The 12,493-nt window shown below is 71.6% G+C and carries 13 protein-coding genes; 8 read left to right on the plus strand and 5 right to left on the minus strand.

Annotation, left to right across the window (positions count from 1 at the left end):
* Window positions 1-6 precede the first annotated feature (6 nt).
* A complete protein-coding gene (locus ABZ621_RS13550) occupies window positions 7-558 on the plus strand; it encodes a helix-turn-helix domain-containing protein (protein ID WP_360603885.1) in 552 nt (183 codons plus the stop codon).
* Complete coding sequence (locus tag ABZ621_RS13555; protein ID WP_360603887.1) at window positions 555-2,117, plus strand: MFS transporter; 1,563 nt, start codon at window positions 555-557, stop codon at window positions 2,115-2,117. The genes ABZ621_RS13550 and ABZ621_RS13555 overlap by 4 nt, the downstream gene beginning before the upstream one ends.
* A gap of 72 nt (window positions 2,118-2,189) precedes the next feature.
* Here the strand turns inward: ABZ621_RS13555 and ABZ621_RS13560 are convergent, their stop codons facing one another.
* Window positions 2,190-2,861: a lysophospholipid acyltransferase family protein gene (locus tag ABZ621_RS13560; RefSeq protein WP_360603889.1), complete on the minus strand. Its 672-nt coding sequence runs from the start codon at window positions 2,859-2,861 to the stop codon at window positions 2,190-2,192.
* Window positions 2,862-3,084: 223 nt separating this feature from the next.
* Between ABZ621_RS13560 and ABZ621_RS13565 the strand changes: the two genes are divergently transcribed.
* From ABZ621_RS13565 to ABZ621_RS13575, 3 genes are all read left to right on the plus strand, one after another.
* On the plus strand, window positions 3,085-4,266 hold the full coding sequence (locus tag ABZ621_RS13565; RefSeq protein WP_360603891.1) for a glycerophosphodiester phosphodiesterase: 1,182 nt from the start codon (window positions 3,085-3,087) through the stop codon (window positions 4,264-4,266).
* Between the two features lie 100 nt (window positions 4,267-4,366).
* Window positions 4,367-4,909: a sigma-70 family RNA polymerase sigma factor gene (locus ABZ621_RS13570; RefSeq protein WP_360603893.1), complete on the plus strand. Its 543-nt coding sequence runs from the start codon at window positions 4,367-4,369 to the stop codon at window positions 4,907-4,909.
* A gap of 25 nt (window positions 4,910-4,934) precedes the next feature.
* Window positions 4,935-5,414, plus strand: a complete 480-nt coding sequence (locus ABZ621_RS13575; RefSeq protein WP_360603895.1) for a GNAT family N-acetyltransferase — start codon at window positions 4,935-4,937, stop codon at window positions 5,412-5,414.
* A gap of 6 nt (window positions 5,415-5,420) precedes the next feature.
* Here the strand turns inward: ABZ621_RS13575 and ABZ621_RS13580 are convergent, their stop codons facing one another.
* Both ABZ621_RS13580 and ABZ621_RS13585 read right to left on the minus strand, forming a co-directional pair.
* Window positions 5,421-5,852 (minus strand): hypothetical protein, encoded by a 432-nt coding sequence (locus ABZ621_RS13580; protein ID WP_360603897.1) that lies wholly within the window; start codon window positions 5,850-5,852, stop codon window positions 5,421-5,423.
* A gap of 2 nt (window positions 5,853-5,854) precedes the next feature.
* Entirely contained in the window at window positions 5,855-6,217 is a 363-nt protein-coding gene (locus ABZ621_RS13585) for a hypothetical protein (protein ID WP_169092653.1), read from the minus strand.
* A gap of 552 nt (window positions 6,218-6,769) precedes the next feature.
* Here ABZ621_RS13585 and ABZ621_RS13590 point away from each other — a divergent pair.
* The 3 genes from ABZ621_RS13590 (at window position 6,770) to ABZ621_RS13600 (ending at window position 9,440) form a co-directional block, all read left to right on the plus strand.
* A complete protein-coding gene (locus ABZ621_RS13590; protein WP_360603899.1) occupies window positions 6,770-7,843 on the plus strand; it encodes an ATP-binding cassette domain-containing protein in 1,074 nt (357 codons plus the stop codon).
* Window positions 7,840-8,508, plus strand: coding sequence for a methionine ABC transporter permease (locus ABZ621_RS13595; protein ID WP_031011893.1), 669 nt, complete (start codon window positions 7,840-7,842; stop codon window positions 8,506-8,508). Before ABZ621_RS13590 ends, ABZ621_RS13595 begins: the two co-directional genes overlap by 4 nt.
* A 77-nt stretch (window positions 8,509-8,585) precedes the next feature.
* A complete protein-coding gene (locus ABZ621_RS13600; protein ID WP_360603901.1) occupies window positions 8,586-9,440 on the plus strand; it encodes a MetQ/NlpA family ABC transporter substrate-binding protein in 855 nt (284 codons plus the stop codon).
* A gap of 154 nt (window positions 9,441-9,594) precedes the next feature.
* On the opposite strand, the gene ABZ621_RS13605 is transcribed toward ABZ621_RS13600, so the two are convergent.
* Entirely contained in the window at window positions 9,595-12,171 is a 2,577-nt protein-coding gene (locus tag ABZ621_RS13605) for an FG-GAP-like repeat-containing protein (RefSeq protein ID WP_360603903.1), read from the minus strand.
* Between the two features lie 55 nt (window positions 12,172-12,226).
* On the minus strand, window positions 12,227-12,493 hold a 267-nt coding region (locus ABZ621_RS13610), incomplete at its 5' end, for a VCBS repeat-containing protein (protein ID WP_360603905.1).

Here is a 12,493-nt window from a genome sequence, read left to right on the forward strand (position 1 = left end):
TGTCTCATGTCAGTCGACCGCACCCAGGTGCTCCGCGCCGCCGCCGCCCTGCTCTCCCGCAAGGCGACCGCCACCATGGACGAGGTCGCCCGGGCCGCGGGCATCGGGCGGGCCACGCTGCACCGGCACTTCGCCGGGCGGGACGCCCTGGTGCGGGCCCTTGAGCAGATGTGCATCGAGGAGGCGGAGGCCGCGCTCGACGCGGCCCGGATCGAGGAGGGGCCGGCCGACGAGGCCGTCCGCCGGCTCGTCGCCGCCTCCGAGCCCGCCGCCCCGCTGCTCTCCTTCCTCGTCACCGAGAACCAGCTGTTCGAGGGGGACGGGCAGAACGAGGGCTGGGCCCGCCTCGACGCCCGCCTCGCCGCCCTCTTCCGGCGCGGCCAGGAGGAGGGCACCTTCCGGATCGACCTCAGCCCCGCCTGGCTCTGCGAGGCCTTCTACGGGCTGATCGGCTCGGGCGCCTGGGCCGTCGCCGACGGGCGGGTCGCCGCCAACGACTTTTCTTACATGATCGCCGAGCTGCTGCTCGGCGGAGCGCGCAGGAGCGTGGAGAAGTGACCACCGAAACCGTCCGCTACGACAAGGGCAACGAGGAGAGCCATACCGAGGGCGTGCGCCGTCCCGGCCGGTGGCTCGCCCTCGCCGCGCTCGTCCTGGCCGTGCTGCTCGTGGCCGTGGACGCCACCGTGCTCGGCCTGGCGACCCCCTTCCTCTCCGAGGACCTGAAGCCGACCGGCACCCAGCTGCTCTGGATCGGCGACGTCTACTCCTTCGTCATCGCCGGTCTGCTGGTCTCCATGGGCAGCCTCGGCGACCGCATCGGCCGCAAGCGGCTCCTCCTCGTGGGCGCCGCCGCGTTCGGCGCCGTCTCGGTCCTGAACGCCTACGCGACCAGCCCCGAGATGATGATCGCCGCCCGCGCCCTCCTCGGCGTCGCCGGCGCGACCCTGATGCCGTCGACCCTGGCCCTCATCCGGAACCTCTTCCACGACCCGCGCGAGCGCAGCCTCGCCATCGGCATCTGGGGCGCCATGGCCGCGGCCGGCGCCGCCGTCGGCCCGGTCGTCGGCGGTTTCCTCCTGGAGCACTTCTGGTGGGGCTCGGTCTTCCTCATCAACCTGCCCGTGATGGCCGTCCTGGTCGTCATCGGCGCCAAGCTGATCCCCGAGTCGAAGAACCCGAACCCGGGCCCGTGGGACCTCCCCAGCGTCGCCCTCTCCCTCGTCGGCATGATCGGCGTCGTCTACGCGGTCAAGGAACTGGCCTCGCACGGCCTCACCCTCGACGTGGCCGTCGCCGCGCTCGTCGGCGCCGGCGGCCTCACCGGCTTCGTCCGCCGCCAGCTCACCCTGCCGGCCCCGCTCCTGGACATGCGCCTCTTCCGCAACCGCGGCTTCTCCGGCGCCGTCCTCGCCGACCTGCTGACCATCCTCGGCCTCGCCGGCCTGGTGTTCTTCCTGTCCCAGTTCTTCCAGCTGGTCCAGGGCCGCTCCCCGCTGGAGGCCGGCCTCGCCGAACTGCCCGCCGCGATCGGCTCGGTGACCGCCGGTCTGCTCGCCGGCCGGTTCGCCCGCCGCTTCTCGGTCCGCTCGGCCGTCGCCGGCGGCCTCGCCGCCATCGGCCTCGCCCTCGCGGTCCTGACCGCCATCGGGCAGACCACCGGCTACCCGGTCCTCGGCGCGAGCCTCCTCGTCGTCGGCGTCGGCGCGGGCCTCGCCTTCACCGTCACCGCCGACGTGATCCTCTCCAGCGTCCCCAAGGAGCAGGCCGGCGCCGCGTCCGCCGTCTCCGAGACCGCGTACGAGCTCGGCGCCGCCCTCGGCATCGCCGTCCTCGGCTCCATCGTGACCGGCGTCTACCGGGGCTTCACCACCCCGGCCGGCGTTCCCTCGGACGTCGCCGCGGCCGCCCACGACTCGCTCGGCGGCGCCGTCGAGGCGTCCTCGGCCCTCGACCCGGAGCGGGCCGGCGCCCTCGTCTCGGCCGCCCAGGAGGCCTTCGTCGACGGCCTGCGGATCGCCGCCGGCGTCGGCGCGGCCGTCCTCCTCGCCACCGCCGTCGCCGCCTGGTTCCTCCTCAGGGACCAGAAGCTCGCGGACGGCGCGATCGAGCACTGACGCACCCCGCCCCACGCACGAGGGCGCCCCCGGAACGATCCCGGGGGCGCCCTCGCCGCGTACGGCCGACTGCTACGCGGCCTTCGCCTTGGTGGCGTACATGTCGACGTACTCCTGACCCGACAGCCGCATGACCTCGGCCATCACCGAGTCCGTCACCGCCCGCAGCACGTACCGGTCGCGGTCCATGCCCTCGTAGCGGGAGAACTCCAGCGGCTCGCCGAAGCGGACCGTCACCTGCACCGGACGCGGGAAGCCCGCGCCGCCCGGCTGCGCCCGGTCCGTGCCGATCATCGCGAAGGGGATCACCGGCGCGCCCGTCATCAGCGCGAGCCGCGCCACGCCCGTACGGCCCCGGTACAGCCGGCCGTCGGGGGAGCGGGTGCCCTCCGGGTAGATCGAGAAGACCTTGCCCTCCTCCAGGACCCGGCGGCCCGTCATCAGCGCCGCCACACCGCCCCGGCCGCCGTCCCGGTCCACCGGGATCATGCCGACGCTGGTGAAGAACCAGGCCATGAGCCGGCCCTTGACGCCCTTGCCCGTCACGTACTCGTCCTTGCCGATGAAGAAGACCTGGCGGTCCAGGCAGATCGGCATGATCATCGAGTCGATGAAGGTGAGGTGGTTGCCCGCGAGGATCACCGGCCCGGTCCCGGGGACGTTCTCGGCGCCCTCGACGCGGGGGCGGAACATCAGACGCAGGATCGGACCGAGGGTGGCCTTGACGATCGCGTGACGGGACAACGGTTCCTCCGGTGTCGGGCGGGCGGCTCCGGAGAGCCGACGGTGCAGCACCGGACGATACTCGCGGGTCACCGTCGTGCGCACATCGGGTTCACCGAACGGATACACGGTGTTGACGCGTGTTTCCGCCATGTTCCGCCGGGGTCTGCCGCCCGTAGGGGCTCGGTCCCTACCGTCGGGTCCACCCGACGACAGGTGCGGGACATCACACAGGAGGACCTCCATGACCCAGGGCGCACCCCGGACCCCGGCCCGCCGCTCGGTACTCGGAGCGGCCGGCGCCGCCGCGTTCGGCGTCTCCGCCGGGCTCGCCGCCGGAGCGGGCACCGCGCAGGCCGCCGAGACCGGCCGCCCGCACGGCCAGGGCCACGGGCACGGCCGCGGCTTCCGCTCGCTCCCCGTCCCGACCGTCATCGCCCACCGGGGCGCCAGCGGCTACCGCCCCGAGCACACCCTCGGCTCCTACCGGCACGCCCTGGACCTCGGCGCCCACGTCATCGAGCAGGACCTCGTCCCCACCAAGGACGGGCACCTGGTCTGCCGCCACGAGAACGACATCACCGGCACCACCGACGTCGCCGACCACCCCGAGTTCGCCTCCCGGAAGACCACCAAGACCGTCGACGGGGTCGCCTACACCGGCTGGTTCACCGAGGACTTCACCCTCGCCGAGCTGAAGACCCTGCGCGCCGAGGAGCGCATCCCCGGCACCCGGCAGGAGAACACCCTCTACGACGGCCGCTGGACCGTCCCCACCTTCGAGGAGGTCCTGCGCTGGGCCGACGAGGAGGGCCGCCGCCGGGGCCGCGAGATCTGGCTCCACGTCGAGACCAAGCACCCCACCTACTTCCGCTCCCTCGGCCTCGGCCTGGAGGAGCGCCTGGCGAAGCTGCTCCGCCGCTACGGCCGCCACCGCGCGGACTCCGCCGTCTTCCTGCAGTCTTTCGAGCCCGGCAGCGTCCAGCGCCTGTCGAAGCTGGTCGACTCCCCGCTGGTGGTGCTGCTCTCCGGCGCGGCCACCCGCCCCTGGGACTTCGTCGAGTCCGGCGACCCGCGCACCGTCGCCGACCTCGTCACCCCGGCCGGACTGCGCTGGATCGCCTCGTACGCCCAGGGCATCGGCCCCACCCTCGACCTGGTGATCCCCAAGGACGCCACGGGCCGGCTCACCACCCCCACCACCCTGGTGCGGGACGCCCACGCCGAGGGCCTGATCCTCCACCCGTACACCCAGCGCAACGAGAACGCCTTCCTGCCGGCCGACTTCCGCAAGGGCACCGACCCGGCCGCCTACGGCGACGCCTTCGGCGCCCTGGAGCGGTACTTCGAGACCGGCATCGACGGCATCTTCTCGGACAACCCCGACACCGCCCTGCTCGCCGCCGGGGACTTCCGCGCCCGCTGACCCGGATCGCCGCCCGGTCGGCGCGTACCGCCGTACGCCGACCGGGTGGTTCCGCCGCCGGGGCGCAACCGCGCCCCGGCGCCGCCGCATCGTGGCGGGCATGACCTCCCCGGAATCCCTCCTCGCCACCCTCACCCCGCTCCTGGCCGCCGAGTCGCGGGCCGAGGCCGCGGCCGCCGGGATCGACCCCGCCGACCTCGAACAGGCCGTCTGGCTCCGCCTCCTGGAGCGGCTCAGCGCCGACGACGCCCCCGAGCGTCCCGCCGACTGGCTCCGCCGGGCCGTCCGCGCCGAGGCCCGCCTGGCCCGCCGCACCAGCGGCCGGGAGCGCCCCTACCGCGGCGACGCGCCGCCCGACGTGCGCCACGAGGCGCCGGGCCCCGAGGGCTCCGCACTCACCGCCGAACGCCGCAGCACCCTGCGGGCCGCCGTCACCAGGACACCCGGCCGCTGCCCCCGCCTCCTGCACGCGATGCTCGACCCCGCGGACCCCACCTACCGGGAAATCGCAGGAACGTTGGGTATCTCACAAGGCAGTCTGGGGCCGATGCGTTCCCGTTGCCTGGGATGCCTGCGCAGAATGCTCGCGGCAGAGGTTCCCGCATCCGGTCGACGGGGAAGGGTGCGGGGTACCGATCGGTGATCAGATGAGCGGGAGGCATGCGCACATGGGCCTGAGTGTGACCATCTCGGCGGCGGCCGCGGACGACGCGGAGCAGATCCTGAAGCTCCAGTACCTCTGCTACCAGAGCGAGGCCGAACTGTACGGCGACTGGGCCATCGAGCCGCTCACCCAGCGGCTCGACGCCGTCCGCGCCGAGCTCGCCGAGGGCCACGCCCTGGTGGCCCGGCTCGGCGACGAGGTCGTCGCCTCCGTCCGCGCCCGCACCGACGAGGACGGCACCGTCCACATCGCCAAGCTCATCGTCCACCCGCGGCTGCGCCGTCACGGCATCGGCGGCCGGCTCCTCGACGCCATCGAGCGCCACTTCGCCGCGGCGGACACCGCGCCCAAGCGCTTCCAGCTCTTCACCGGCCACCGCAGCGAGGGCAACCTCCGCCTCTACCGCGCCCGGGGCTACGCCCAGGTCGGCGCCCGCGAGGTCGGTCCCCGGCTCACCCTCGTCACCCTGGAGAAGGCCGCCTGACACCGCTCAGGCGGTACGCGACCGCCTGAGCCACCAGATGCCCGTCAGCGGCAGCAGCACCGGGATGAAGACGTAGCCGTACCCGAAGTCCGACCAGACCGTCGCGTCCGGGAAGGCGGACGGGTCGACCAGCGTCCACGTCCCCACCACCAGCACGCCCGCGAGCTCGGCGGCGCAGCACACCAGCGCCGCCCTGCGCGCCGCCTCCCCGCCGCGCACCAGCGTGTACGTGATGAAGACGTACACGACCGCCGCCACCGCCGAGAGCGCGTACGCCAGCGGGGCCCGGTCGAACTCGGTCGACACCTGGTAGATCGAGCGCGAGACCGCGCCCACCGACATCACGCCGTACAGCCAGACGAGCAGCATGCCCGGGCCCGAGACGAGCCGGGTCCGCCCCGGCTTCGCGTCCCGTGCCGTCTCCACCGTCTCCGCCATGGTCAGCCCACCGTCCAGATGTCGAAGAGACGCACTTCCAGGACGGCGAGCACGACCGCGCCCGCCGCCACCGTCGCCGAACCCCAGCGGCTCCGCTCCGCCAGCGACATGAAGCCGGCGATCGGCACCGCGCACAGCGCGCCGAGCAGGTAGGAGACGAAGATGACCGTCCCCTCCTCGGCCGTCTCGCCGCGGACCAGCTGCACGATGCCGACGATCAGCTGGACCAGGACCAGGAAGGTCACCACGGCCATGCCGATGAAGTGCCAGTCCTTGGTGGGCTGGTCCCGGTAGGCGGCGAAGCCGCACCAGGCGGCGAGGGCGAGCGCGGCCACCGAGACCGCGACCGTGAGGGCGTCAAGCATGCGCCCGAGGGTATTACGGGGCGAAAGGCCCCGGACGCCCGGCCCCGCCGAGCCCGCCGACGGACGCCGGGGCACCGTGGCCTTGGCCACATCCCGTCCCCGCCCCGCTTCCGGGGGCGGCCCGCCGGGACCCGCTCCGGCGCAGGCCGCGCAGGGCGCGGAGCCTCGTACGGCCGTCCATCCCACGTCTCAGCGGCGTCCGGAATGCGGACACCGGACTTCCGTTCGCACCTGCGCATGCTTTACTTGCAGCCATGACCACGACGAGCAGCCGCATCCTTGCGACCGAGGCGATCCAGACGCCCGGTGCTCTTCGCATGTGTCGAATGTGCGCCATCTGAGGGCCCCCGCCTGAGCCTCGCGCCCCGAAGCGAGACCCCGACGGCCGAGCCGATCCGACCGCCCCACCGGCGTCGGACCGTGCCCGCCCCGCGCACACCGCCTCCCCGGCCCCGCCGGAACGGCCCCCCGTGCGCCTGACTGTCCGAAATGACGAATGCCCCGTGCACGGCGGACCCACGCGTCGCGCACTCGACAGTGACGGAAACCCCTGTGATCACCACTTCGGGCCTGACCAAGGTCTACGAGTCACGCGGCCGCCAGGTCACCGCCCTGGACGGCGTCGACCTCCACGTCCGCGAGGGCGAGGTCTTCGGCGTGATCGGCCAGAGCGGCGCCGGCAAGTCCTCCCTGATCCGCTGCGTCAACCTCCTGGAGCGCCCCACCTCCGGCACGGTCACCGTCGACGGCGTCGACCTCACCGCCCTCGCCGGCAAGGGCCGCCGCGCCGGCAAGGACCTGCGCCGGGCACGCAGCAGCATCGGCATGGTCTTCCAGCACTTCAACCTGCTGTCCTCGCGCACCGTCAAGGACAACATCGAGCTCCCCCTGGAGATCCTCGGCGTCCCGGGCGCCGAGCGCTCCCGCCGGGCCCTCGAACTCCTCGACCTCGTCGGCCTCGCCGACAAGGCGAAGAACTACCCGGGCCAGCTCTCCGGCGGCCAGAAGCAGCGCGTCGGCATCGCCCGCGCCCTCGCCGGCGAGCCCAAGGTCCTCCTCTCCGACGAGGCCACCAGCGCCCTCGACCCGGAGACCACCCGCTCGATCCTCCAGCTCCTGCGCGACCTCAACCGGCAGCTCGGCCTCACCGTCCTGCTCATCACGCACGAGATGGACGTCGTCAAGACCATCTGCGACTCCGCCGCCCTCATGCAGAAGGGCCGGATCGTCGAGTCCGGCACGGTCGCCGAACTCCTCGCCACCCCCGGCTCCCAGCTGGCCGCCGAGCTCTTCCCGGTCAGCGGCCAGGCCACCGGCGCCGACCGCACCGTCGTCGACGTCACCTTCCACGGCGAGGCCGCCACCCAGCCGGTGATCTCCCAGCTCTCCCGCACGTACAACATCGACATCTCCATCCTCGGAGCCGCGATGGACACCGTCGGCGGGAAGCAGATCGGCCGGATGCGGATCGAACTGCCCGGACGGTACGAGGAGAACGTCGTCCCGATCGGCTTCCTCCGCGAGCAGGGCCTCCAGGTCGAGCCCGTCGACGACCCGCACGGTGAGGCCGCCCCCGCCGTCCCCGTACAGCAGCCGCACGTGCTCGCGAAGGAGAGTGCCAAGTGACCTGGGAAGAGATGCGCCCCCTGCTCGAACAGGGCACGGTCGACACCCTCTACATGGTCCTGTGGGCCACCGTCGTCACCATCGTCGGCGGCCTGCCGCTCGGCATCCTCCTCGTCCTCACCGACAAGGGCGGACTGCTCCAGAACCGGCCCGTCAACAAGGTCGTCGGTGCGATCGTGAACATCGGCCGCTCGCTGCCGTTCATCATCCTGCTGATCGCCCTGATCCCCTTCACGACCTTCGTCGTCGGCACCTTCATCGGCCCGACCGCGATGATCGTGCCGCTCGCCATCGGCGCCATCCCCTTCTTCGCGCGCCTCGTCGAGACCGCCATCCGCGAGGTCGACCACGGGCTCGTCGAAGCCGTCCAGTCCATGGGCGGCGGCATCCCGACCATCGTCCGCAAGGTGCTGCTCCCGCAGGCCCTGCCCTCGCTGGTCGCCGCCGTCACCACCACCGTCATCGTGCTCATCGGCTACTCCGCGATGGCCGGCGCGGTCGGCGGCGAGGGACTCGGCTCCAAAGCCGTCACCTACGGCTACCAGCGCTTCGACACGACCTTCATGCTCGTCACCGTCGTCGTCCTGGTCGCCATCGTCACGATCGTCCAGCTCCTCGGCGACGGGGTCGTACGGCTCCTCGCCCGCCGCGGCCGCACCGCCTGACGGCCCCCCAGACCACCCCCCTGAGCCCGGACTTGTTGTCCAGGCGTCCACCGCTCCACAAGAAAGAGGCACTCTTCGTGCGTAAGAACATCAAGCTCGCCGCCGGCTTCGCTTCCGTCACCGCCCTCGCCCTCGGCCTCACCGCCTGCGGCACCTCCTCGGACCCGGCCTCCGCCAAGGACAAGGCCGGCTCCGCCGACAAGGCGCTCGTCGTCGCCGCGTCCCCGACGCCCCACGCCGACATCCTCAAGTTCGTCAAGGACAACCTGGCGGCCAAGGAGGGCCTGAAGCTGGAGGTGAAGGAGTTCACGGACTACGTCCTGCCGAACACCGCCACCCAGAACGGCCAGGTCGACGCCAACTTCTTCCAGCACAAGCCCTACCTGGACGACTTCAACGCGAAGAACAAGACCACCATCGTCCCCGTGGTCGACGTCCACCTGGAGCCGCTCGGCGTCTACTCCAAGTCCGTGAAGTCCCTCAAGGACATCAAGGCCGGCCAGACGATCGCCGTCCCCAACGACACCACCAACGAGGGCCGCGCCCTCCACCTCCTCGCCGACAACGGCCTCATCACCCTCAAGGACGGCGTCGGCACCGACGCCAAGCTGTCCGACATCACCGACAAGAAGGGCCTGGAGTTCAAGGAGCTGGAGGCCGCCACCGTGCCCCGCGCCCTGAACGACGTCGACGCCGCCGTCATCAACGGCAACTACGCGATCGAGGCCGACCTCTCCCCGGCGAAGGACGCCCTGGTCCTGGAGAAGGGCGAGGGCAACCCCTACGCCAACCTCCTCGCCGTCAAGAAGGGCAACGAGAACGACCCCCGGGTCGAGAAGCTCGCCAAGCTCCTCAACTCGCCCGAGGTCAAGAAGTACATCGAGGACACCTACAAGGGCTCCGTCACCCCCGCCTTCGGCGCCGCCAAGTAGGACCGTGTCCCACGTGGCGAGGCGGAGCGGCCGTCCGTGGCAGCAGGTCGCTGCGGCGGGCCGGTCCGTGGGATGAACCACCGGCGGCGCCCGAGTCCCTTCGAGGACTCGGGCGCCGCCGGTGCGCGATCTGACGTCGATACGTCTTCCGGGATCACCAGCCGCCCGTCAGGCTGCGCGCCATGCCGAAGGTCCCGTCGCCCCGACCGGACCACGCCTTCAGGGTGCCGGTGGCGTCGTCCCGGGCGAGGATGTCCCCCTTGCCGTCGCCGTCGATGTCAGCGGCGGCGGTGGTCTGGGAGAAGTTCCAGCCACCCGTCACCGTGACGGCGGAGTTGAAGTAGCCGCCCGCGTTGTGGGTCCACATCTTCAGTGTGTTCGTCGCGGGGTCCCGGGCGATGATGTCGGCCTCGCCGTCCTCGTTGAAGTCCGCCGCGACGGTCTGCGCGAAGTTCCAGCCGGCGGTGAGCTGCGCCGCGGCGCCGAAGGTGCCGTCGCCCCGCCCGGCCCAGATCTTGAGGTTGCCGTTCGCGTCGCGGGCGATGAGGTCGTCCTTGCCGTTGCCGTCGAAGTCGGCGGCGGCGGTCTGCGTGAAGTTCCAGCCGCCGGTGACATTGCTGGCCGCACCGAAGGTTCCGTCGCCCCGATTGACCCACAGACGGAGCGTGTTCTGAGGGACGTTCGCGTCGGCGGGTCCTTCGTAGCGGGCCATGATGTCGGCCTTGCCGTCACCGGTGAAGTCCCCGGCGACGGTCTGGGAGTAGTTCTGCCAGCCGCCGGTGAGGTCCTTCGCCGAGGTGAAGGTGCCGTCGCCGCGGCCGAACCAGATCTTCAGGGTGCCGGTGGGGTCGTGCCGTGCCAGAAGGTCGGACACCGAGTCGCCGTTGAAGTCGGCGGCCGTGGTTTCGCCCATGGGCAGGGACGCCCTCACCTCACGGTCGGCCAGGGTACGGCCGAGGAGCTCCGTGCCCGCGTCGTTGAAGTGGAAGTCGTCGGTGTCGCTCGCGATGTCCGGCCGGATGGCGTACGGGTCGTCGAGGTCCCTGGTGACGGCGTCGAAGTCGATGTAGTCGTCGATGTCGCTCGTGGTGCGGATGTAGTTGTTCACCGTCTGTCGGACGGCCTCCCGGAGGCGGAAGGAGGCATTCGCCGACGGGTAGCCGGAGAAGCCGGGGATGGTGGCGACGGTGACACGGATCCCGCGAGCACGTGCCTGGGACGCGATCGACCGGATTGCGTTGGTCACGGTGGTCGCCGATACACCGCTGACGATGTCGTTGACGCCCTCGTAGAGGACGACTTCGCGTATGTTGGGCTGGGCGAACACGTCGCGGTCGAGACGGGTGACCGCGCTGGGGCCTCCACCGCCGGTGGAGTCCGTGGTGAGCCAGTTCGCGCTGATGCCGGCGTTGAGGACACCCGGAGCGGAGGACGACCGGCTGTTCAGGAACGACGCGAAGAAGTCGGGCCACCGTCGGTTGGTGTTCGGGGTGCTGTGGCCGGCGTCCGTCTGGGAGTCGCCGATGGCGACGACGGTGCCCTGGGAACCCGTCCTGGCGACGTCGACACCGCTGACGAGGCTCCAGTAGCTCAGCTCTCTGGTGTAGTCGGCGCCACTCACATCCGTGGTCTGATCACCTGCGAGCCGGGCGGTGGAGTACGACGTCTGCCGGGCGTACGGGTGCCGGGGCGCTGCCTTCACCGTGCCGGGCAGGTAGTAGCTGACCAGGAGGTTCTTCCCGGCTGTGACGGGCAGGGAGACCGGGTCACTGACGAGTTCACCGCCCGCCGGGAGAGTCGCCTGCTGGCTGCCGCCGAAGGTCAGGGTGACCGGGGTCTGCGTGGCGGTGGCGCCCCCGGACTGACCGGTGACCGTGACGCGGCCCAACTTCACCGGCTCGGCGGAGAAGGTGTTGGCGAAACGCAGCCGGATCGTACTGCCGCTGGTGTGAGGGTTGACCACCATGCGGATGGTCTGGTTCGACCAGTCGGGGTCGCTCCCCTGCGCGGTGGACGCGGCGTGGCTGAAGGACGCGGCCCAGCTTCCGGTCCAGGCGGCTCCGCCGGGCGCGGCAGGTGTGCCGCGTACGGCCATGGAGAAGACGTGGAGGCGCTTCCCGTCGGCGGGAGCGGTGGGCAGGGTGACCGAGGCGACGGTCTTTCCCGTGGTGATGGGGACGGTGACCGCGAACAGCTTCACCGGGGCGGTCTCGCGTGCCGAGCGGCCGAGGACGACCGCCGCGGCGACCGTGTTGCCGGATTCCCAGTCACCGATGCCACTGAGGCTGTATGAGGAGGTGGTTCCGTCGTCGTAGTGCACGGTGCCGGAACCGGACACGGCACCGCCTGTGGCGGTGAGGAGGAAGCCGAGGGCGTTGCCGGCTCCGGAGACGGGCACTCGCTGGCCGCCGGCGACGATGTTGTCCAGCTGCCCGGGGGCCACATCGGGACGGGTGTAGGTGGTGCCGTTGACGGTGACCCGCGCGCCTCGGGTCCATCCTGCGGCGTCGAGTGCGTCGGCCGACAGGCTGTCGCCCTCCCCGTCGAGGTTCGCGAGTCCAGGGCTGGCCTGCGTGGCGATGCCGGCGTTGTTGAAGGCGCTGCTGAAGGTCGGGTACACGGTCTCGGCTGCGGTGGCCGGGGACGCTGCGAGCCCGGCCGTGACCAGGCCGAGGACGATCGCGGCCGCGACGGCTCTCGTCCGAGTGGGTCCGGGTGTGGTGCGGGGCATGGGAAGGGGTGCCTCTCTGGCTTCGCCGGCGTCGGGAAGGGCTCTCATCGGTGGGTTACCAGCCGCTGGTGAGCTTGGCGGGGGTGCCGAAGGTGGTGTCGCCGTGGCCGGCCCAGATGGTGAGGTCGCCGGTGGTGTCGTTGCGGGCGATGAGGTCGGCCTTGCCGTTGCCGTCGAAGTCGGCCGTGGTGGTCTGGGAGAAGTTCCAGCCGCCGGTCACGGTGATGGGGGAGTTGAAGAAGCCGCCCGCGTTGTGGGTCCACATCTTGAGGTTGCCGCTGGTGTCCTTGGCGATGATGTCGGCTTCGCCGTCCTGGTTGAA

It is taken from the genome of Streptomyces sp. NPDC007863 (assembly GCF_040633895.1).
Classification (GTDB): Bacteria; Actinomycetota; Actinomycetes; order Streptomycetales; family Streptomycetaceae; genus Streptomyces.